Source organism: Streptosporangium sp. NBC_01469, assembly GCF_036227305.1.
Lineage (GTDB): Bacteria > Actinomycetota > Actinomycetes > Streptosporangiales > Streptosporangiaceae > Streptosporangium.
Genome location: NZ_CP109465.1, coordinates 10,729,192 through 10,748,923, shown reverse-complemented (window position 1 = coordinate 10,748,923; position 19,732 = coordinate 10,729,192). Strand labels below are relative to the sequence as shown.

Annotated in this window: 21 protein-coding genes; 12 read left to right on the top strand and 9 right to left on the bottom strand. The window is 70.7% G+C overall.

All coding sequences use genetic code 11. The features are described from left to right. The first annotated feature begins 18 nt into the window (after window positions 1-18). Together OG587_RS46825 and OG587_RS46820 are read left to right on the top strand one after the other, a co-directional pair. Complete coding sequence (locus OG587_RS46825) at window positions 19-756, top strand: SOS response-associated peptidase (RefSeq protein WP_329085611.1); 738 nt, start codon at window positions 19-21, stop codon at window positions 754-756. 193 nt (window positions 757-949) lie between these two features. Then, entirely contained in the window at window positions 950-1,288 is a 339-nt protein-coding gene (locus tag OG587_RS46820) for a TraR/DksA family transcriptional regulator (protein WP_329085610.1), read from the top strand. A 190-nt stretch (window positions 1,289-1,478) separates the two neighbouring features. On the opposite strand, the gene OG587_RS46815 is transcribed toward OG587_RS46820, so the two are convergent. Continuing rightward, window positions 1,479-2,219 (bottom strand): class I SAM-dependent methyltransferase, encoded by a 741-nt coding sequence (locus OG587_RS46815; RefSeq protein ID WP_329085608.1) that lies wholly within the window; start codon window positions 2,217-2,219, stop codon window positions 1,479-1,481. A gap of 357 nt (window positions 2,220-2,576) precedes the next feature. On the opposite strand from OG587_RS46815, the gene OG587_RS46810 reads away from it, so the two are divergent. From OG587_RS46810 to OG587_RS46785, 6 genes are all read left to right on the top strand, one after another. Then, the gene (locus tag OG587_RS46810; protein WP_386247759.1) at window positions 2,577-3,113 is read left to right on the top strand and encodes a sigma-70 family RNA polymerase sigma factor; all 537 of its coding nucleotides are present in this window, start codon (window positions 2,577-2,579) and stop codon (window positions 3,111-3,113) included. Window positions 3,114-3,177: 64 nt separating this feature from the next. Beyond that, window positions 3,178-3,444: a mycothiol system anti-sigma-R factor gene (gene rsrA, locus OG587_RS46805; protein WP_329085601.1), complete on the top strand. Its 267-nt coding sequence runs from the start codon at window positions 3,178-3,180 to the stop codon at window positions 3,442-3,444. 51 nt (window positions 3,445-3,495) lie between these two features. Next, window positions 3,496-4,440 (top strand): NAD-dependent epimerase/dehydratase family protein, encoded by a 945-nt coding sequence (locus OG587_RS46800; RefSeq protein ID WP_329085599.1) that lies wholly within the window; start codon window positions 3,496-3,498, stop codon window positions 4,438-4,440. 215 nt (window positions 4,441-4,655) lie between these two features. Beyond that, window positions 4,656-6,011, top strand: coding sequence for an HD-GYP domain-containing protein (locus OG587_RS46795; RefSeq protein ID WP_329085598.1), 1,356 nt, complete (start codon window positions 4,656-4,658; stop codon window positions 6,009-6,011). After that, on the top strand, window positions 6,008-7,288 hold the full coding sequence (locus tag OG587_RS46790) for an HD-GYP domain-containing protein (protein WP_329085596.1): 1,281 nt from the start codon (window positions 6,008-6,010) through the stop codon (window positions 7,286-7,288). Before OG587_RS46795 ends, OG587_RS46790 begins: the two co-directional genes overlap by 4 nt. A gap of 167 nt (window positions 7,289-7,455) precedes the next feature. After that, window positions 7,456-7,668: a biotin/lipoyl-binding carrier protein gene (locus tag OG587_RS46785; protein WP_329085594.1), complete on the top strand. Its 213-nt coding sequence runs from the start codon at window positions 7,456-7,458 to the stop codon at window positions 7,666-7,668. On the opposite strand, the gene OG587_RS46780 is transcribed toward OG587_RS46785, so the two are convergent. After that, window positions 7,658-8,062, bottom strand: coding sequence for a thioesterase family protein (locus OG587_RS46780; protein ID WP_329085593.1), 405 nt, complete (start codon window positions 8,060-8,062; stop codon window positions 7,658-7,660). The two genes, OG587_RS46785 and OG587_RS46780, sit on opposite strands and share 11 nt — an antisense overlap. Before the next feature lie 25 nt (window positions 8,063-8,087). Here OG587_RS46780 and bsaP point away from each other — a divergent pair, with 25 nt between their 5' ends. Together bsaP and OG587_RS46770 are read left to right on the top strand one after the other, a co-directional pair. Next, a complete protein-coding gene (gene bsaP, locus OG587_RS46775; RefSeq protein WP_329085591.1) occupies window positions 8,088-8,270 on the top strand; it encodes a biotin synthase auxiliary protein BsaP in 183 nt (60 codons plus the stop codon). A gap of 341 nt (window positions 8,271-8,611) precedes the next feature. Beyond that, window positions 8,612-10,366, top strand: coding sequence for a serine/threonine-protein kinase (locus OG587_RS46770; RefSeq protein ID WP_329085590.1), 1,755 nt, complete (start codon window positions 8,612-8,614; stop codon window positions 10,364-10,366). A 72-nt stretch (window positions 10,367-10,438) separates the two neighbouring features. On the opposite strand, the gene OG587_RS46765 is transcribed toward OG587_RS46770, so the two are convergent. From OG587_RS46765 to OG587_RS46745, 5 genes are all read right to left on the bottom strand, one after another. Further along, window positions 10,439-12,091, bottom strand: coding sequence for an acetolactate synthase (locus tag OG587_RS46765; RefSeq protein WP_329085588.1), 1,653 nt, complete (start codon window positions 12,089-12,091; stop codon window positions 10,439-10,441). Between the two features lie 272 nt (window positions 12,092-12,363). After that, complete coding sequence (gene bioB, locus OG587_RS46760; RefSeq protein ID WP_329085586.1) at window positions 12,364-13,359, bottom strand: biotin synthase BioB; 996 nt, start codon at window positions 13,357-13,359, stop codon at window positions 12,364-12,366. Window positions 13,360-13,396: 37 nt separating this feature from the next. Next, a complete protein-coding gene (gene bioD / locus OG587_RS46755) occupies window positions 13,397-14,119 on the bottom strand; it encodes a dethiobiotin synthase (protein WP_329085584.1) in 723 nt (240 codons plus the stop codon). A gap of 60 nt (window positions 14,120-14,179) precedes the next feature. Beyond that, the gene (locus OG587_RS46750) at window positions 14,180-14,899 is read right to left on the bottom strand and encodes a GntR family transcriptional regulator (protein ID WP_329085583.1); all 720 of its coding nucleotides are present in this window, start codon (window positions 14,897-14,899) and stop codon (window positions 14,180-14,182) included. Further along, a complete protein-coding gene (locus tag OG587_RS46745) occupies window positions 14,896-16,056 on the bottom strand; it encodes an 8-amino-7-oxononanoate synthase (protein ID WP_329085581.1) in 1,161 nt (386 codons plus the stop codon). The genes OG587_RS46750 and OG587_RS46745 overlap by 4 nt, the downstream gene beginning before the upstream one ends. A gap of 67 nt (window positions 16,057-16,123) precedes the next feature. Here OG587_RS46745 and OG587_RS46740 point away from each other — a divergent pair, with 67 nt between their 5' ends. Then, the gene (locus OG587_RS46740) at window positions 16,124-17,587 is read left to right on the top strand and encodes a histidine kinase N-terminal domain-containing protein (RefSeq protein WP_329085580.1); all 1,464 of its coding nucleotides are present in this window, start codon (window positions 16,124-16,126) and stop codon (window positions 17,585-17,587) included. 180 nt (window positions 17,588-17,767) lie between these two features. Here the strand turns inward: OG587_RS46740 and OG587_RS46735 are convergent, their stop codons facing one another. Further along, a complete protein-coding gene (locus tag OG587_RS46735) occupies window positions 17,768-18,022 on the bottom strand; it encodes a WhiB family transcriptional regulator (protein ID WP_329085579.1) in 255 nt (84 codons plus the stop codon). Between the two features lie 281 nt (window positions 18,023-18,303). Beyond that, the gene (locus tag OG587_RS46730) at window positions 18,304-19,263 is read right to left on the bottom strand and encodes a diacylglycerol/lipid kinase family protein (protein ID WP_329085577.1); all 960 of its coding nucleotides are present in this window, start codon (window positions 19,261-19,263) and stop codon (window positions 18,304-18,306) included. A gap of 78 nt (window positions 19,264-19,341) precedes the next feature. On the opposite strand from OG587_RS46730, the gene OG587_RS46725 reads away from it, so the two are divergent. Then, window positions 19,342-19,725 (top strand): hypothetical protein, encoded by a 384-nt coding sequence (locus OG587_RS46725; protein ID WP_329085575.1) that lies wholly within the window; start codon window positions 19,342-19,344, stop codon window positions 19,723-19,725. The last annotated feature ends 7 nt before the right edge of the window (window positions 19,726-19,732 follow it).

Below are 19,732 nucleotides of genomic sequence, written 5' to 3'. Positions count from 1 at the left end.
GCGTGGCAAAGTGGAGATATGTGCGGGAGATACGCGTCTGCGCGGGGCAAGCAGGAGTTGCTGGAGGAGTTCCAGGTCGAGCTCGACGGAGCGCCCGACGAGGAACTCGGGCCCGACTACAACGTCGCGCCCACGAAACCGGTGTACGCGGTGATGAGCCGGGTGCCGAAGGCCGAGCCGGACGGACGGCCGGTCCGGCAGCTCCGCGTGGTTCGCTGGGGGCTGGTCCCCGCCTGGGCGAAGGACCCGTCCATCGGATCCAAGATGATCAACGCGCGGGTGGAGACGGTGGCGGAGAAGCCCGCCTACCGCAAGGCGTTCGCGGAGCGCAGGTGCCTGATCCCCGCCGACGGTTACTACGAGTGGGCCGTGCTGGACGAGAAGGACGCCAAGGGGAAGCCGAAGAAGCAGCCCTACTTCGTCCGTCCCGCCGACGGCGGCGTGATGGCCATGGCGGGACTGTACGAGTTCTGGCGGGACCGGGGCCGGGCCGACGACGACCCGCTCTCGTGGCTGGTGACCTGCACCGTCATCACGACCGACGCCGTGGACGAGGCGGGCAGGGTGCACGACCGGATGCCGATGCTGATCGAGCGCGACCGCTGGGGCGAGTGGCTCGACCCCGGGGTGCCCGACGCGAAGGGGTTCCTGATCCCGGCGGGCTCCACGGGGCTGGAGATCCATCCGGTCTCCACCGCCGTCAACTCGGTGCGGAACAACAGCCCGGAGCTCGTCGAGCCGCTGAAGGAGGCGTAGGGCGGGGGCCGGGCGCTCTTCCGAAAACGCCGGGTGATCCGGTGTAAAACCATCGCCAAGTGGGCATCCGGTGTGAAAGCGGTGCCTCGTGGCGAGGTGGCGAGGTCGCCGTCACAGAGCCACCCCCTTGCGCCTGACGGGAGAGTCGGGGATCCCCTCACAGGCCGCCCCCGCTTCCCGGAGGTGCGGATTCGTGGATGTCGCGACCGCGCGCGAGCGCCTGAAGATCATGCTCGCCGAACTCGACCGGTCCATCGGAGTGCTCCGCGGGGATTCCCCCGCCGTACGGGAACGGGACCGCTCCCCGGCGGACGGCGGCTCCGACCTGACCGACTCAGACCGCAACCGGGCCCTGCTGGACGTGGCCACCCGGCACCGCCGCTCGGTGCTGGAGGCGCTCAAGCGGATGGACGAGGGGAACTACGGCCTCTGCGCGGACTGCGACGCGCCGGTCCCCGAGGGCAGGCTGGAGGCGCGGCCCGAGGCCGCCCGCTGCGTGCAGTGCCAGTCCAGGCGCGAGCGCAGGCGCTGACCCCGCCCCACGAACACCGTCAGGACGTGCCCGGGCTCTGCCCTGGGGGACTCCCGTGAGGCCGCGCCGGCGACTGGACTGAGGAGAGAGAGGCCGCGGGGAACGAGCGGCCTCTCTCGACGAGGGAAGGAGCCGGATCCCAGCGGCCGAACCGCGACGCGTCAGCGTCGCCGTCAACGCCGCGTCGTGATCAACCGGGGCGCCGGGCGCTGGCCACCAGGTGGATGCCCACCGTGTCGTCGTCGTCCGGATGGGCGTCCAGCTCGGTGTTGACCAGCCAGGTGAGCGCGCGGGAGTCGGAGGCGAGCACGTGGTCGACCGTCGAGGGGGACAGCACCGTGCGGGGCCGTATCCACTCGACCTCCAGTCCGGCGTCGGTGAGCAGCTCGCGGAGCTGGGCGCTGCTGAAGCATCGGGTGATGCTGCCGTCGGGCCAGGGCACGAGCATGACCTCGCCGGTCTGGCGCAGATGGGCCCAGTAGTTCTGCTCGGCGAGGATCGCCATCCCCAGCACCAGGGAGTCGACGCAGACCAGGGCCCGGCCGCCGGGGCGCAGGACCCGGGCGACGTCGCCGATCGCGGATTCGGCCATGAGCTCCACCGACATCGCGCGCTCCTCGGCGAGCACGGCGTCCACACTGCGGTCGGGCAGGAAGCGCAGGTCGTCGGCGCGTACCTGGCTGACCCTGGAGATGTCGTGCAGCGGCTGACCGTCCGCGGGCCTGCGGAAGTCGACCACCTCGATCACCCGGTGTCCCGCCTTCGCCGCCTGGACGGCCCAGCGGCCGTCGCCGCAGGACATGTCGAGGACGGTGGACGGGTTTTCCGGCAGCCATCGGCTCAGTTGCTCGGCCACGACCGCGTGGTAAAAGGTCCAGTACGGCCCGAGCGCACCTGAGCCGTTCAGCTCTTCGGCCGGGATGGGCAGCACAAGCAGCTCCTGGCGTCGGGAGGATCCGGTGGTGTTTCTACTACCTACCGGTACGTACCTTCTTTTTCCCCGTACCGGGTCGTTCGTCACCTTCTATCTTGCGGGAACAGACAGCGGTGCGGGCGTGTTGCAAGCGGACAACGCACGATCCTTTCGGAGGTTGGCAAGCAGATGCTCGCCTTGATCGAACCCGTCACCCGCCCCGGTGATCGGCCTATCCCTGACGAGCGGGTATTCTCCGCTCAGTACGGTGTCCCGCGTCAGCAGGACTCCGGCGATCTTAAGGGGGTGGGTCCGGTCCCTGCGACAGACGAGGAGACTCTGGAGCAGCGGAGCACACGGTTCGAGCGGGATGCCATGCCCTATCTCGACCAGCTCTACTCCGCCGCGCTCCGGATGACCCGAAACCCCGCGGACGCCGAGGACCTTCTTCAGGAGACCTTCGCGAAGGCCTTCGCGTCCTTCCACCAGTTCCAGCAAGGCACGAACCTCAAGGCGTGGCTTTACCGGATCCTGACGAACACTTTCATCAACAGTTACCGCAAGAAGCAGCGGGAACCCAAGCAGTCGGGCGCCGAGGAGATCGAGGACTGGCAGCTGGCCAGGGCCGAGTCGCACACCTCGGCCGGGCTGAAGTCGGCGGAGATCGAGGCGCTCGAGCACCTCCCCGACACCGACGTGAAGCGGGCGCTGGCCGCGCTTCCCGAGGAATTCCGCATCGCGGTCTATCTCGCCGACGTCGAGGGGTTCCCGTACAAGGAGATCGCCGACATCATGGGGACCCCCATCGGGACCGTGATGTCGCGGCTGCACCGTGGCCGCCGCCAGCTGCGGACCCAACTTGAGGACTACGCCCGCGAGCGTGGCCTGGTTCCCGCGGAGGGTGCGAAGTGAACGAGCGAGACAGGAACGACGCGCCCGCCGGCGCGGGCTCCCGCCCTCGGGGCCGGGTGATCGTATGAGCTGCGGCAACCACCACGACACCGACTGTCGCGAGGTCCTGGAGAAGGTCTACACCTACCTGGACGGCGAGCTCGACGAGAGCAACTGCGCCGACATCCGCGAGCACCTGGACGAGTGTCACCCCTGCCTGGAGGAGTACGGCCTGGAACAGGTCGTCAAGCAGCTCGTCGCCAAGCACTGCGGCTGTGAGCAGGTCTCGGCCGACCTGAGGGCCAAGGTGCTCAGCCGTATCGACCAGGTGCGCTCCGAACTGGCTCGCTGACCTCCTAGGATCTCTCGTACGGCCTGGGCCATACGACGATGGGGGTTCACCATGCGCATACTCGTGACCGGCGGGGCGGGATTCATCGGATCCACCCTCGTCGACCGGCTGCTGGCCGACGGGCACGAGGTCGCGGTCGTGGACGACCTGTCGGGCGGCGACCGGGACAACCTGGTCCGCGCCGCGGAGAGCCCGCTGTTCGCCCTGCACGTGATGGACATCCGCGACCCGGCCCTGATCGGCCTGGCCGCCGAGTGGAGGCCCGAGGTCGTCTGCCACCTCGCCGCGCAGATCAGCGTGCGCAAGAGCGTCGCCGACCCGGTCCACGACGCCAGGCTCAACGTCGAGGGCACCGCGTCCGTTCTGCAGGCCGCCCACCACGGGGGCACCCGCAAGGTCGTCTTCGCCTCCTCGGTCGCGGTGTACGGCAGGCCGGCGGTCATCCCGGTCCCCGGCGGCGCGGCGACCGACCCGCGCTCCCCGTACGCGGCCTCCAAGCTGAGCGCGGAGACCTACCTGGCCACGTTCAAGGCGCTCCACGGCATCGACTACACAACCTTGGTGCTCTCCAACGTCTACGGCCCGCGCCAGTCGCCCGACGGCGAGGCGGGGGTGGTCGCCATCTTCACCGACGCGCTGCTCAACGGCACCCCCACGGTGGTGTACGGCGACGGCGCCCAGACCCGCGACTACATCTTCGTCGACGACGTGGTGGACGGTCTCGCCCGCGCCTGCGGCACCGAGGGCGGCGGCGGCCGGTTCAACCTCGGAACCGGCGTCCAGACCACCGACCGGAGGCTGCACTCCCTGGTCGCGGAGGCGGCGGGTGTCGCCGACGAGCCGGGCGAGGCCCCCGCCCGCCTGGGTGACCTCCCGGCGATGGCCGTCGACCCGGCCCCCGCGCTCGAGGGGCTCGGCTGGCGTCCCCAGACGGATCTGGCCGTGGGCCTGAAGAGCACCGTCGACTGGGCGAGGACCAGGCTCGCGAGCCTGTGACGCCGGAGGACCCCGGGGCCTTGTACGCCGATGGCGGCCGGTGATTGCTTGGTTACGCTTTGCTTGCGATTGGCCGTCTCGCTCTCCTGATCAGATTCGCTTCGATAACCTGGGTGCGAAATCGACGTGGAGGCAGCGCATGTTGAAGGAAACGGTCACCCCGGTCTTTCCTGGGATTTCCTGGACCTGAGCACGCGCCCTTTAGGAACCCTAGGGTGGCCGCTTTGCGTGGACTGCCGTGGTTTGCCAAGGTCTATCTGATCCTTGTCATCGGAGCCGCGTTCGCGCTGCTCGGATACAGCGTGGTGTCGGACGGCCGGCTGGACCTGCTCGACTGGTCCAACCTCATGGTGCTGGCCCTGCTGTTCCTGGTGTGCGAGTCGGTGCCCACCCTGCTGCACGTCCGGCAGGCGGCGGTGTCGGTCAGCTTCTCCGCGGTGCTCGCCGCGGTGGTGCTGCTCGGTCCCGAGGGAGCGGCACTGGTCGGCATGACGGCCATGTTCAGCGTGCGGCCGGGCCTGCCGCTGGTGAAGCGGCTGTTCAACAGCGCCCAGTTCGCCATCTGCGGCTACGTCGCCGGCCGGGTCTACGTGTGGCTCGGCGGCAGGTCCGGGGTGCCGACCATCGCCGGGTTCGACGACATCATCGTGCCGTTCGCGGGCGCGGCGGCCGTCTTCGTGCCCCTCAACTTCGTGCTGATCGCGATCGTGCTGAAGCTCACCGGTCAGGCCGACCAGGTGCCGCTGCGGGGCGTGGCCCAGTTCATGGTCTCCTACTTCGGCTACGCCACCTTCGGCCTGCTGATCGCCGGGTTGTGGGCCACGGTCAACTCGATCTCCGCGGTGCTCGTGCTGCTCCCGCTCTTCGTGGCCCGCTGGGCCTTCGGCCAGTATCTCGCGCAGCAGCGCTCCTACGACGCGACGATCGCCGCGCTCTGCCAGGCCGTGGAGACCAAGGACTACTACACGCGCGGCCACTGCACCCGCGTCTCCCTGGCCGCGGGCATGATCGCCGAGGAGATCGGCATGGGGTCCGAGCGGCTGCGCGCGATCCGCTACGCCGGGATGCTCCACGACGTGGGAAAGCTGGGCGTGCCGACCAAGGTGCTGCAGAAGGACGGCCCGCTCAGCGAGGAGGAGTTCGCGGCCATCCAGCTCCATCCGATGCGCGGGCTGGAGATCGTGCGCGGCATCGACTTCCTGGACGAGGCGTTCGCCGGGATCATGCACCACCACGAGCGGCAGGACGGCAAGGGCTACCCGATGGGGCTGGCGGGCGAGGAGATCCCGGAGTTCGCCAGGATCATCGCGGTGGCCGACGCCTTCGACTCGATGACCTCCGACCGCTCCTATCGCAACGCCCGCTCGCGCGAGGTGGCGATGACCGAGCTGCGCAAGGGCGCCGGCACCCAGTTCGACCCGGTGATGGTGGTCGCGTTCGTCAAGGCCGTCGACCGTGACGGCTGGGAGCCGCCGCGCACGGTCGTCACGCCTCCGGCCGACGTGACAGAGACCACCGCGAAGGACCACGACGACCCGACCGTGCCCATCCAGGTGGTGTCCGAACGATGAACGGCTCCGGTACCACCCGGGTTTTCCAGACGCTCGACTCGGGCCAGCTCCTGCTGATCTGCGCGGCGGGACTCCTGGCGGTGGCGGGGGTGGCCCACACGGCCGCGACCGGCCTGCTCGACCCCCAGATCGCCGTCGCCTTCGGCGCGATGATCGCGATCGGGGAACTGGCCAGGCTCACCATGCCCGGTAACAGGGAGGTGGCGCCGATCGGCGCGGCGGCCGCGCTCGGATACACGCTCCTGCTGGACATGGGAGGTGTTCCCGCGCGGCATTCGGCGTTGCAGGTCGTCGCGGTGCTGTCGGCCGGCATGGTGGCGGGGGCGCTGCCGCACCTCGCGGTGGGCCGCCCGCCCCAGCTGGACGGGATGGCGCGCAGGCTTTTCACCGGCGCCCTGCTCGCGCTGGCCTACCGGCCGCTGGCCGGGCCGCTGTTCGAGGTGGCCAGCGGAGGGGAGAGCGGCTGGTGGCCCGCGCTCGGCGTGATGGCCCTGCTCATCCTGCTCATGGTGATGGCCGACGTGCTGCTGGCCGCCGTGCTCCGGGCCGAGCAGGTGCGTGCCGCCTTCAGGGTGGCCGTCCACGACGAGCTGCGGATGGCCGCGCCGCTGGGGGCCGCCGTCGCCGCCTCGGGCATCCTGCTCGCGCTCGCCTCGCACAGCATGGGCATGACCGCGCTGCTGGTCTTCGCCGCGCCGCTGCTGGTCACCCAGGTCGCCTTCCGCAAGTACGCCGGGATCAGGGCCACCTACCTGCAGACCGTACGGGCGCTGTCGCGGGTCACCGAGGTCGGCGGATACGTCGAGCCCGGCCACTCCCGCCGGGTGAGCCGCCTGGCGGTGGCGGTCGGACGGGAGCTCGGCACGGCGGAGCCCGAGCTGCTGGAGCTTGAGTACGCCGCGCTCATGCACGACATCGGCCAGCTGTCGTTGCGCGATCCCATTCCGGGCGGCGCCACGGTCCTCACCGACCCCGAGCAGGCGCGGCGCATCGCCGAGCTGGGCGCGGAGGTGATCAGGCAGACCGGGGTGCTGGACCGGGTGGCCGAGATCGTCCGCCGCCAGTGCGACACCTGCGCGGAGACGCCTCCGATGGCGAGCCGCATCATCAAGGCGGCCAACGCCTACGACGACCTCGTCGGCGGTTCCAGCGACCGTGACCGGGCGGGTGCCGCCCTGGAACGGCTTCGTCTCGGCGTGGGCCGGGAGTACGACCCGACGGTCGTCGAGGCGATGGCCCGTGTGATTGACAGGCTGGCTCCGATTCACCGGCTTTAGACTTCCCGCACATTTTTTGGAGCAGGCCACGCCGGCCGCCGGGATCGGCTACCCGGTCATGGTGAGGACGGCCGGCGGGAACCACGACACGGGACTGGTGTCCCGTGTGCGGGCGTGATCAGCTCTTTCTGGCACAGTTGAAGAACGTTGAACGATGGGAGTCTCCGGTGGTTGAGATCCGCGCCGAGATGGTGGCGAACGTCTGGAAGGTCCTCGTGGCCGAGGGTGACAACATCGAGGACGGTGACACCCTGGTCATCCTTGAGTCGATGAAGATGGAGATCCCGGTTCTGTCCGAGGACAGCGGTGTGATCGCCAAGTTGCAGGTCGCCGAGGGTGACGTCATCCAGGAGGGCGACCTGATCGCCGTCATCCAGTAGTCCCGCCGTCGCCGCCGCGGGCGAGCCGCGCGAGGAAGCGCTCGCGGTCGACGACCACGCGCTCGATCGTTCCAGAGGCGACGACGGACTTCCGGTCGCGGGCGGTGAAGCCGAAGACCAGGCGGCGCCCGTCGACCTCGGTGAGCTCGACGGCGATCTCGACGTGCGTGCCGACCGGGCTGGCCGCCAGATGCTCCAGGGAGACCCGGGTGCCCACGGAGGTCTGGCCCGGTGCCAGGGCACCCGCGACCGCCTGGACGCTGGCCCGCTCGGCGAGGGCCAGCACGCGGGGTGTGGCCAGCACCGGGACGTCACCGCTGCCGACCTTCGCCGCGGTGTCCTCCCTTTCCACCATGATGAGAAGCCGTGCCTGCAGACCGGGAGCGAGCGTCATGCGCGTCAGCATAGGGTCTGGTCTCGTGACCTCGTACTGTGACCACTGCGGGCGCCCGGAAGGTGAGGCCGACCACGCCGCGTGCCTGTCGGCCCGCGTGATGGAGCCGCCCCGTTACTGTTCCCGCTGCCGTCGCCGGATGGTGGTGCAGGTGACCCCCGGCGGTTGGTCCGCGCGCTGCGCCGAGCACGGCACCACGAACGGCTGACACCGCTCGATTTAACCCCGACTTACTTGGTCTTTGCGTAACCTTGTAGGGTTTTACGGAGTTCGCCCCGGATACCGTGGGGTGATGCCGTGGCACCCGGGCTGAGTGTTTCCTGTGTGACTTCCGGGTGACCTTGGGCGCAAGGGCCTGCAAGGTGTATAAGTACGCCCAAAAGTGCCGGGTTTTGTGCGATGCTACGGCACGCGTCTCGTTTGTGAGCCATACGGCATGCAGGGTTTCGTTACAGCGCCGTGACGGTGCCGCGACGCGGATCCGCTTTGTTGGAGAGCTCTGGGGTTTGAGAGCTCTGGGGTAGGAGTGGAGAGGGTTACGGGGGAGTCATGGTGGCCCAAGGCACGACGCTGGCGGGGCGGTATCGCCTAAGCACCCGCATTGGCGCCGGCGGTATGGGCGAGGTGTGGAAGGGCGAGGACATCGTCCTGGCCCGCACCGTCGCTGTAAAGGTGCTGCTCCCGGGCCGTACGGACGATCCGGGCTTCCTGGTTCGCTTCCAGGGCGAGGCGCGGGCGATGGCGACGATCAACCACCCCGGGGTCGTCGACGTGTACGACTACGGGGTTCACGAGGTGCCCGGCGCGGGGGCGACGGCATACCTGGTGATGAAGTTCGTCGACGGCGAGCCGCTCGACCGCCTGCTCGGGCGGTTGCGGCGCATCGCCCCCAGGGCCGCGATGGACCTCATCGCCCAGGCGGCCTCGGCACTGCAGGCGGTCCACGACCAGGGCATCGTCCACCGGGACATCAAGCCGGGCAACCTGATGGTGCGGTCGGACGGCACGCTCGTGCTCACCGACTTCGGCATCGCCAGGTCCGACACCGCCAGCCGGCTGACGGACGCGGGCATGGTGCTCGGCACCGCCGCCTACTGCGCGCCCGAGCAGGCCGAGGGCGCGCCCGTCACGCCGGCCGTGGACATCTACGCGCTGGGTGTGGTGGCGTACGAGTGCCTGGCCGGGCAGCGACCGTTCGACGGAGACACGCCCGTCACGATCGCGCTCAAGCACATCCGCGAGGCGCCGCCGCCGCTGCCGCCGGACGTCCCGCCCGCGGCCAGGGCACTTGTGGAGCGCTCCCTCGCCAAGGATCCGGCTCGGCGCTTCCCCAGTGCCACGGCGATGAGTGCCGCCGCCAGGCAGGCCGCCCTCGGCGCCGAGGGCGGCGACACGCTGTCGGCGTCCGCGCAGCAGGCCGAGCCGCCGGAGACCGGCTGGCAGGCGCAGGCCCCCCAGGGAGGCCCGCAGGGGCAGACCGGCCGGCACGGCCAGGGATCGGCCACGCCGCAGACGGGCTGGCAGGGAGCTCAGGCTCCCACCGGCAGCTGGCAGGACGCCCAGGCGCCGACGGGAAACTGGCAGGGGTCGCAGGCGCCGACCAGCGGCTGGCAGGGGGGCTCGCCGCACTCCACCGCGCCGGCGGCGGGAGCCGGGGCGGTCGCCGAGGCGGGCGCGCAGGGCCGTGGACGCCGTGCCGCGCAGAAGCCGCGCCGCAAGAGCGGGCTGGTCGCGGTGTCGGCGGTCGCGGCCGTGATGTGCGCGGGCCTCGTCGCGGTGGCGATCAACGGGATGGCGGACTCCCGGGACGCGTCTAACACCGATCCCATGAAGCCGGCGCCCTCGACCGCCGTCAGCGAGACGAAGAAGGGGCCGACCCGTAAGCCGCCGACCCGTAAGCCGTCACTGTCGCCCAGTCCGACAGTGACGCGCCAGCCACAGAACAGTCGTCCCACCCCGGATGCCACCGAGGAGAAGTCGCCGAGCCCCACCCCGACGGTCACGAAGACGCCGAAGCCGACTCCCACCCCGACTCCGACGCCGACGCCGAAGCCGAAGAGGAGCGTTCCGGGCACCGTCGGCATGAAGCCGGGCGCGGCGGAGGCGAGGCTCAAGCAGGAGGGTTTCAAGGTGACACTCTCCTACAGCGCCGACGTCGACCACACCCAGTGCGTCGAGGTGGTCGAGTCCCGCCCGAGCGCGGGCACGCTGTGGGACCCGTCCAAGCCGGTGGAGATCATCGCCGTCAACGTCGACTGCCCGCCGACGCCCACCCCGACGCCGACGGCGACCGGCAAGCCCTAAGTCCTCAGCGGTGACGACCGGCTCGCGCCGGCGGACCTTCCGGTCCCCGTGCGCGAGCCCGGTGGCGCTCTCCTAGATGCCCGTGGTGTGCCGGGGGTAGGCCACCGAGGGGTCGGTGGCGATGTTGACCATGTAGGGGACGCCGGAGTCGAACGCGCGGCGCAGGGCCGGGCCGATCTCCGACGGATCGGTGACGAGCTCGCCGCCGCCGCCGAGGGCGGTGACCACCTGGTCGTAGCGGCACTGCGGCTGCAGCTCGGCGGCCACGTCGTAGCCGTAGAGCATCTGCATGGGGTGCTTCTCCAGACCCCACATGCCGTTGTTGCCGCAGATCATCACGACGGGCAGGCGGTGCCGCACGAGCGTGTCGACGTCCATCAGCGAGAAGCCGGCCGCGCCGTCGCCGAGCAGCAGCACCACCTGCGAGGAGGGGCGGGCGATCCTGGCGGCGATGGCGTAGCCCAGGCCCGTGCCCAGGCAGCCGTACGGGCCCGGGTCGAGCCAGTTGCCCGGCTGCCGCGGCTCGACGTACTTGCCCGCGTACGAGACGAAGTCGCCGCCGTCGCCGATCACCACGGCGTCGTCGGCGAGGACCTTGCCCAGCTCCCCGTAGATCCGCATCGGGTGGATCGGGTCGGACGCCGACTCCAGCAGGCCGGCGTCGGCGGCGATGGCGGCGGAGGCGGCCTCGGACAGCTGTGTCACCCAGGGCGCGTAGGTCTTGGGAGAGACGCCCGCGTTGGCACAGGCCGCGCCGAGGCTCCAGAAGAGCAGTGAGAGGTCGCCGGCGGCGACGGCCACGGGATCCATGTGCGTGGTCAGCTGCGACGGCGCGTCGGCCAGGTGCACGACCTTGGCGAGCGGGGCGCCGTCCTTGCCGCCGAACCAGCCGTAGCCGAGGCGGAAGTCGATCGGGGCGCCCGCCACGATCACCAGGTCGGCCTGCGAGAACGCCATCCCCCTGGCCCGGGTGACCAGCAGCTCGTGCCCGGCGGGCAGGATGCCGCGGCCCTGGCCGTTGGGGATGACCGGCAGGCGGTATTCCTCGACGAAGCTCCTGGCGACCTCCTCGGCGCGGTCCATCCACACGTCGGAGCCGAGCACCAGCACCGGGTGCTGCGCCTCGGCGATCAGCTGGGCGATCGTGGCCAGCGCCTCGGGGTCGGGCTCCAGCGGCGACGGGGTCAGCGTCTCGGGGGCCTCCTCGAGCGGGGGCGCGGCCGAGAAGAGGTGGTCCATGTGGAAGTCGAGGAAGACGGGGCCGCGGTGCGGGGCGAGGGCGGTGCGGAAGGCCATCTCCACGTCCTGCGCGATGGAGTCGGCGCCGGAGCCGGTGAAGGCCAGCTTGGTGATGGGGGCGAACAGCGGCGGGTGGTCGATCTCCTGCAGCGCGCCCGACCCCCAGCGCGACTGCGGGGCACGGCCTCCCATGACCACGACGGGGGACCCGTTGAAGTGCGCGGTGGCCACCCCGCTGACGCCGTTGGTGATGCCGGGGCCCGCGGTGAGCACGGCCAGCCCGGGTTTGCGTGTCAGCCGCGCGGTCGCCTCGGCGGCGAAGACGGCACTCTGCTCATGGCGGACGTCGAGGATGGGCATGCCCTCGTGGACCGCACCGTCGTAGAGCGGGAAGATGTGCCCGCCGGAGAGGGTGAACATGGTCTCGATGCCATATGCCTTGGAGACGGCGACCGCTATGTCACCTGCGTGCTTGGGAGACTCCATATCGCGCAACCTACCAGTCAGTCACTTAGCCGGACAGGGATTGTTCCCCCTGCCCAGATCCCCTCGCCTAATGCCGTCCGCGCATATCGCGTCTATCCGGAAATAGGCCGCCCAACGCCTGGTGGCGGGCCGTACGGGATCGGCAGGGCGCCGGGTACGGACCGGAGCGCGGAGCCCGCCGGAGCGAGGGAGGCGCGGATCCGGTCTTCCGGTGCCGTCCATGGAGCACGGACCTCCGCCGGGTTTCCCCCGGCCCTGGGGAAGCCCGGGACTCAGAGGGTGTCGGAGAGCGCCTTGATGGGCATCTTGAGGTCTGCCAGCAGGCCGAGGTCGGCCTCGGCCGTACGGCCCAGGGTGGTCAGGTAGTTGCCCACGATGATCGCGTTGATGCCGCCGAGCATGCCGTCGCGGGTGCCCAGGTCGCCCAGGGTCAGCTCGCGGCCACCCGCGTAGCGCAGGATCGTGCGGGGCAGCGCGAGCCTGAAGGTGGCGATCGTCCGGAGCGCCTCCGGCCCCTCCAGCAGCGGGAAGGACTCGAAGGGGGTGCCGGGGCGCGGGTTGAGGAAGTTCAGCGGGACCTCGTCGGGTGCGAGCTCGCCGAGCTGGCCGGCGAACTCGGCCCGCTGCTCCCGCGTCTCGCCCATGCCCACGATGCCGCCGCAGCACAGTTCCATCCCGGCCTCGCGCACCATCAGGCAGGTGTCCCAGCGCTCCTCCCAGGTGTGGGTGGTGACGACCTTCCCGAAGTGCGACCTCGCGGTCTCCAGGTTGTGGTTGTAGCGGTGCACGCCCATCTCGGCCAGCTCGTCGACCTGAGCCTGGGTGAGCATGCCGAGCGAGCACGCCACGTTGATGTCGACCGCATCGCGGATCGCCTTCACCCCCTGGCGGACCTGGTCCATCAGACGCCGGTCGGGACCCCGTACGGCGGCCACGATGCAGAACTCGGTGGCTCCCGTCGCCGCGGTCTCCCTGGCGGCCTCGACCAGCGAGGGGATGTCCAGCCAGACGGCGCGGACCGGGGAGGAGAACTGCCCCGACTGCGAGCAGAAGTGGCAGTCCTCCGGGCAGCCGCCGGTCTTGAGGGAGATGATGCCCTCGACCTCCACCTCTGGGCCGCACCACTTCATCCGCACCTCGTGGGCGAGGGCCAGCAGCTCGGCGAGGCGGTCGTCGGGCAGCTCCAGGCAGCGCAGTGCCTGCGCCGCGTCGAGACCGCGGCCCTCTTCCAGCACCTGCGTCCGGGCGATCTCGAGGATGTCGCTCATCTAATACCTCCATCGTGGAGAGGGTCCGCGGCTTCGGCTACGGGGAAAGCCTAAGGGTGGCGCGGAAGGAGGCGGGGTCGAAGCCGCCGCCCAGCGCCGGGCCCAGCCCCGCGCGGGCCGCGCGGGCGAAGGCGTCGCGCTCCAGCAGCCCGGCCCCCTCCGGGAGGGCGCCCGCCAGCGGCCGGGCGGCCAGCATCTCCAGGTCCGCCACGTTGCTCCGCTCGGCGGGGTCGGGCTCGGCCGGCCAGGAGCCGATCACCACCCCGGCGGGCTCCAGCCCCCGGTGGGCCATCGCCTCCAGCGTCAGCGCGGTGTGGTTGAGCGTGCCCAGCCCGGCCCTGGTCACCAGGAGCACCGGCGCCGAGAGCGTCCGGGCCAGGTCGGCCAGGGTCGCCCCCTCCTCGTCGAAGCGGACGAGCAGCCCGCCCGCCCCCTCGACGATCACCAGCCGGTGCGAGGAGGCCAGCTCCTCGATCCGGGCCGCCGCCCGCGCGACGGAGACCGGCGGCAGGCCGGACAGGCGAGCCGCCGCGGCCGGGGACAGCGCGGCGGGGTACCTGGCCAGCTCGAAGGTCGTCCGTACCCCGGACAGCCGGATGACGTCGTCCACGTCGCCGGGATCGCTGTCGGACACCCCGGTCTGCGCGGGTTTCACCACCGCCACCGAGGAGCCCCGCTCCCTGGCGAGCGAGGCCACCGCCGCGGTGACGACCGTCTTTCCCACCCCGGTGTCGGTCCCGGTGACCACGAGAATGCTCACCCGCCTCACCTTAGGCGGGCCGGGCCGGGCGGCGTCGTGCGGGTCGGCGTCGCAGGCGCGTCAGGGGCGGCGCAGGCGGGTGACGAACTTGTAGCGGTCTCCCCGGTACAGGGACTGGGCCCACTCGACCGGGTTGCCGTCCGCGTCGAAGGCGTGCCGGGTGAGCAGGAGCATCGGCAGGCCGACGTCGACACTGAGCACCTGCGCGTCGTACGGGGTGGCCAGCACGGTCTCTATGATCTCCTCGGCGTCGGTCAGCCGCACGTTGTACGCGTTGTACAGCGTCTCGTACAGCGAGGAGTGCACCTCCAGCTCCCGCCTGAGGCGGGGGAAGCGCCGGGCCGACAGGTGGGTGGTGTCGATCGACATCGGCTCGCCGTTGGCCAGGCGCAGCCGGTGGATGCGCAGCACGCGGCCACCGGCGTTGATGGCCAGGCGGCGGGCCAGCGGCTCGTCGGCGGTGACGTAACTGATGTCGAGGATCTTGGTGTCGGGTTCGAGGCCGACGGTCCGCAGGTCCCCGGTGTAGGAGGTCAGCTGGAGGACCTGGGCGACCTTGGGCTGCGCGACGAACGTCCCCTTGCCCTGGATGCGCACCAGGCGACCCTCGACCACGAGCTCGGACAGGGCCTGGCGCACGGTCGTGCGCGACGTCTCGAAGCGGACCGCGAGGGCCCGTTCCGGGGGCAGGGCGCTGCCCGCCGGCAGGCTCTTGGTGAGGGTGAGCAGGCTGCGCTTGACGTCGTAGTACTTCGGGATCCGCGGGGAGTCGTCGCTCACATGGTCACCTTCATCTCGGCCACGGCGGTGAGTGCACCCCGGATCACCGCTAGATCATCGGAACTCAGATTGGCCCGTGCCGTCAACCGCAGGCAAGAGCGGCCGACCGGCACCGAGGGCGGCCGGAAGCATCCGGCGCGCACCCCGTGTTCCGCACAGATGAGGGCGGCCCGAAGCGCGGTCTCGGGTGGGCCGAGCACGATGGGGACGACCGCACCCGCCGGATCGCCGGTCTCCAGGCCGAGATCGCGGGCCATCGCGGCCAGCTCCCTCGCCCTGGCCCGCACGCGTCCGGGCAGTTCGGGCTGATGGTGAAGGATATCGACGGCGGCGAGTGCCGCCGCCACGCTGCCCGGCGCCAGCCCGGTGTCGAAGATGAACGAGCGGCCCGTGTCGACAAGGGTCTGGATCACCTCGGGCGCGCCCAGCACGGCCCCGCCCTGCGATCCCAGGGACTTGGACAGTGTGATCGTTCTCACAACGCCCGGTTCGGCCGCGAGTCCCGCGGCGTGCGCCGCGCCCTGGCCGCGGGCGCCGACGACCCCGATCGAGTGCGCCTCGTCGACGACCAGCAGCGCGCCCTGCCGCACCGTCGCCGCGTGCAGTTCCGCGAGCGGGGCCAGGTCGCCGTCCACCGAGAAGACGGCGTCGGTGACCACGATCGCGTGCTCCTCGTCCCGGCCGGCCAGGGCCTTCTCCACGGCCACCACGTCCCTGTGCGGGGTGACCACGACCCGGGAGCGCGACAGCCGGCAGGCGTCCACGATCGACGCGTGGTTGCCCGCCTCCGAGACCACCAGGGCGTCCCTGCCCAGGGCCGCGACGGCGGCCAGGTTGGCCAGGTAGCCGGAGGAGAACACCAGGGCACCCTCCGCGCCGGTGAAGGCGCGCAGACGCGTCTCCAGGCGCGCGTGGAGGGCCGTGGAGCCCGTGACCAGGCGGGAACCCGTGGAGCCGGTGCCCCAGGCGCGTGTGGCCGCCACGGCCGCCTCGACCAGCCGCTCGTCCCTGGCCAGGCCGAGGTAGTCGTTGGAGGCCAGATCGATCAGGCCGTCGTCGTCGGGTGTGCGGGCGCGCAGGGCCCGCCGCAGCCCTGCCGCCTCCCTCGTGGCCGCTGCCGTGCGGAACCGGGCCAGCGGGTCGGGGGTCTGCTCCATAGGCGCATCTTTCCAGCAGGCCTCACCCGATTCGCGTTCGGGCCTGCAAAGAACGCATGATGCACGGGTGCCGACTCTAAGCGACCTGGCGGTTCGTCACACCGCGCTCGACGATGCTGACCTTGAGTGGATGCACTCGCTGGTGTCCGACTGGCAGCTTCTCGCCGACCTCTCCTTCGCGGACCTGATCCTGTGGATCCCGCTGAAGGAGGGTTCGGGCTGGATCGCGATCGCGCAGATGAGACCCACCACGGGGCCGACGGTCTATCACGACGACATCGTGGGCATGACGGCGGCCAAGGGGGAGCGGCCGCTCCTGGAGACCGCCTGGAACGAGCGGCGCATCTGCCGCGAGGGCGACCCCGACTGGTCGAGCGGGGTGCCGGTCCGCGAGGAGACCATCCCGGTGCGGCGGGCCGACCACTTCCTGGGCGTCATCCAGCGCTCGACGAACCTCTCCTCCGCGCGCACCCCCTCCAGGCTGGAGCTGACCTACCTGCAGAGCGCCTCCGACCTGGCCCAGATGGTGGCCGAGGGCCGCTTCCCCTTCTCCGGCGCCGAACCGATCCTGGTCCGCTCGCCCCGGGTGGGCGACGGGCTGCTCCGGCTCGACCGGGCGGGCCGCGTCACGTACGCCTCGCCGAACGCGCTCTCGGCCTACCGGCGGCTGGGCCTCAACGCCGACCTGGTCGGCGCCGAGCTGGGCCGCACGACCGCCACGCTCTGCTACTCCGACGAGCCCATCAACGAGAACCTGATGCTCGTCGCGAGCGGGCGGGAGCCCAGGGAGACGGAGGTGGAGTCGGGCGGCACGGTCGTACAGCTGCGAGCGATCCCGCTGATCGTCGGCGGCGGGAGGATCGGCGCGCTGGTGCTCATCAGGGACGTGACCGAGCTGCGGCGCCGCGAGCGGGAGCTGATGACCAAGGACGCCACCATCAAGGAGATCCACCACCGGGTGAAGAACAACCTGCAGACGGTGGCCGCGCTGCTGCGGCTCCAGGCCAGGCGGATGCAGCTGCCGGAGGGCAGGGAGGCGCTGGAGGAGGCGGTGCGCAGGGTCGGGTCGATCGCGATCGTGCACGAGACGCTCTCGCACACGCCCGAGGAGCAGGTCGACTTCGACGACATCGCCGACCGGGTGATCGCGATGACGGGAGAGGTCGCGGCCCCGGAGACGCAGGTGGTACCGCGCCGCGTCGGGACGTTCGGGGTGCTGCGCTCGGAGATCGCGACGCCGCTGGCGATGGTTCTCACCGAGCTGCTGCAGAACGCGGTCCAGCACGGGCTGGCGCAGCGCCAGGGCAAGCTTCAGGTGATCGTGTCACGCGGGGCCGAGCGGCTGGACGTGATCGTGTCCGACGACGGCAGCGGGCTGCCCGAGGACTTCGATCTCGACCAGGCCACCAGTCTCGGCCTGCAGATCGTCCGGACCCTGGTGGTGGGCGAGCTGTCCGGGCGGCTGGCCATCGAGCCGCGCCAGGGCGGCGGCACCGAGGTGAGCCTGAGCATCCCTCTCCCCGCGGTCTGAGCGGGGGAAGGGAAGCGCGTCAGGTCACGCCCTCGGCGCGGGACGTGCCCGTCGCCCGGCCGGAGGGATGTCGCGGCGGGTCGGAGGGATGTGCTCGTCGCCCGGCCGGAGGAGTGTCGTGGCAGGTCGGAGAGACATGCCCGTCGCCCGGCCGGAGGAGAGGAGGAGTGGCGCGGCGGGTCAGACGCTCGCGCGGGTACGGGTGCGAGCCGTGCGACGCTTGAGCGCGCGTCGTTCGTCCTCGCTCAGGCCGCCCCAGACGCCGGCGTCCTGCCCGGATTCCAACGCCCACTTCAGGCATGCTTCACTGATGCTGCACGTGTTGCAGACCTGCTTGGCTTCCTCGATCTGCATCAGGGCGGGGCCGGTGTTGCCGATCGGGAAGAACAGCTCGGGGTCCACGTCACGGCAGGCAGCTCGGTGGCGCCAGTCCATGCGTCCACTCCTTCGTATGAGGAGCCCTTGCGTCGGCTCCAGCGGCTCACTTTGTGAAGAGTTTCACTAACCAGCGCGAACGGAACCCCGGTCCGTGGTTCGGGTCGGGGGTCTGTCCGCTCGATCGTCGGTGGCCTGGGAGCGAGGTAGCCGCTCAAAGGTCCTACGTTCCGACGTCAATCTCGAGATTGTCAGCCACGCTTAGTACACGCAAGAGGTTTGGGAGAACGTTTTGCCTGAAATGGATGTCGGATGCGTCACACATGCCCGCACGTAACCGATTAGACCAAGACCTGTAACGCGTCGGGGATAGAACGGAAAGTTATCCGTTCGACCTCCCCCAGGTAATCCCCGTCCAGCTGGAACGCCACCGGGCGCCCGGCGCTCAGCGTGAACTCCTTCTCGTCGTGGAGTTGCACCAGGTGGCGGCCTGTCGGCAGGGTGGCGCGATCACCGATGATCTGGGGCATCAGCTGGAGCATGGAGGGCAGGCCGAGACGCTGGAGGCCCAGGAGATCGAGCCCGGTCTCGAAGCTCGCCCACGGGGTCGGGGAGACCGGCCGCGGGCCGATGTACGACCACGGAGAGGTGTTGGAGACGACGGCCATGAAGATGCCGCCGGTCCGCGGCACGTCCGGACCCTCGACGGTCATCGGCGGATGGCGCTTGTCGGTCGACAGATAGTGGTGTAACGCGGTGTTCACATAGCGGGTGGGCGTCGCCTTGCGGCCGGTGCCCCGCATCCCCTCGACCGCCCTGATCACCTCGGCGTCGTACCCCAGGCCACTACAGAACGTGAAATATCTACTGTGGTCATCCCAGATCGCCTGGCCGAGCCCGACGGTCCGCCTCCGGCCGTCGCGGATCGCCTCCAGGATCGCCCCCACCGCCTCGACCGGGTCGTTCGGCAGGCCCAGGGCCCTCGCGAAGACGTTCGCGCTGCCGCCGGGGATCGCGAGCAGCGCGGGCCGGTCGATCGAGCTGCCCTCGTCGCCGGCCTTGCCGTCCACCGGGTCGAGCAGCCCGTTCACCGCCTCGTTGATGGTGCCGTCACCGCCCAGCACGGCCACCGCGTCGTAGCCGGAGGCGTGCGCCTTGCGGGAGAGCCGCGTCGCGTGCCCCCGGTAGGCCGTCTCCTCGACGGTCAGGTTCATCGTCGCGCCCAGCGCTCTGATGAGAACGTCCCTGGTTCGCTGGTTGGTCGTCGTCGCCTTCGGATTCACCAGGAGCATCGCGCGCATGACCTCAGCGTATCCGCCGGAAACCGAGCTGAGGCGGCGAAGAACCGGGCGACGACACCCGGCGATAGGGTTGGCCCCGTGTCGAACCGCCCGATGACCCTCACCGTCGCCGCCGCCGTCATGGCACTGGAAGGCACGACCGCCCTGCTCCTCGGCGGCTACGCCGGCGTGGAGACGGTGATCGGCCGGCCGTCCGACCTGATGAGCTCGATCGCCGTCGCCGCGTTCGGGATCATCATCGGCGCCGCCCTGCTCTGGGTCGGCTGGGGCATGATCCGGTCGGAGCGATGGGCGCGGAGCCCGGGTGTGCTGACGCAGATCTTCGCCATCCCGGTCTCGATCACGTTGATCCAGTCCGACCAGCGGGTGATCGGCATCTCGCTGATCGCCCTCGCGGTGATCGGACTGGTCACGCTGCTGTCCCCGCCGACGACGCACGCCCTCTACGGGGATCAGGACTAGACGGCGC

Excerpts from the sequence above, each read along its gene's own strand:
- OG587_RS46825 (WP_329085611.1), top strand. The coding sequence starts at position 19 with ATGTGCGGGAGATACGCGTCTGCGCGGGGCAAGCAGGAGTTGCTGGAG.
- OG587_RS46810 (WP_386247759.1), top strand. The coding sequence starts at position 2,577 with ATGCCCTATCTCGACCAGCTCTACTCCGCCGCGCTCCGGATGACCCGA.
- rsrA (WP_329085601.1), top strand. The coding sequence starts at position 3,178 with ATGAGCTGCGGCAACCACCACGACACCGACTGTCGCGAGGTCCTGGAG.
- OG587_RS46800 (WP_329085599.1), top strand. The coding sequence starts at position 3,496 with ATGCGCATACTCGTGACCGGCGGGGCGGGATTCATCGGATCCACCCTC.
- OG587_RS46790 (WP_329085596.1), top strand. The coding sequence starts at position 6,008 with ATGAACGGCTCCGGTACCACCCGGGTTTTCCAGACGCTCGACTCGGGC.
- OG587_RS46780 (WP_329085593.1), bottom strand. The coding sequence starts at position 8,062 with ATGACGCTCGCTCCCGGTCTGCAGGCACGGCTTCTCATCATGGTGGAA.
- OG587_RS46770 (WP_329085590.1), top strand. The coding sequence starts at position 8,612 with ATGGTGGCCCAAGGCACGACGCTGGCGGGGCGGTATCGCCTAAGCACC.
- OG587_RS46765 (WP_329085588.1), bottom strand. The coding sequence starts at position 12,091 with ATGGAGTCTCCCAAGCACGCAGGTGACATAGCGGTCGCCGTCTCCAAG.
- bioB (WP_329085586.1), bottom strand. The coding sequence starts at position 13,359 with ATGAGCGACATCCTCGAGATCGCCCGGACGCAGGTGCTGGAAGAGGGC.
- OG587_RS46745 (WP_329085581.1), bottom strand. The coding sequence starts at position 16,056 with ATGGAGCAGACCCCCGACCCGCTGGCCCGGTTCCGCACGGCAGCGGCC.
- OG587_RS46735 (WP_329085579.1), bottom strand. The coding sequence starts at position 18,022 with ATGGACTGGCGCCACCGAGCTGCCTGCCGTGACGTGGACCCCGAGCTG.
- OG587_RS46730 (WP_329085577.1), bottom strand. The coding sequence starts at position 19,263 with ATGCGCGCGATGCTCCTGGTGAATCCGAAGGCGACGACGACCAACCAG.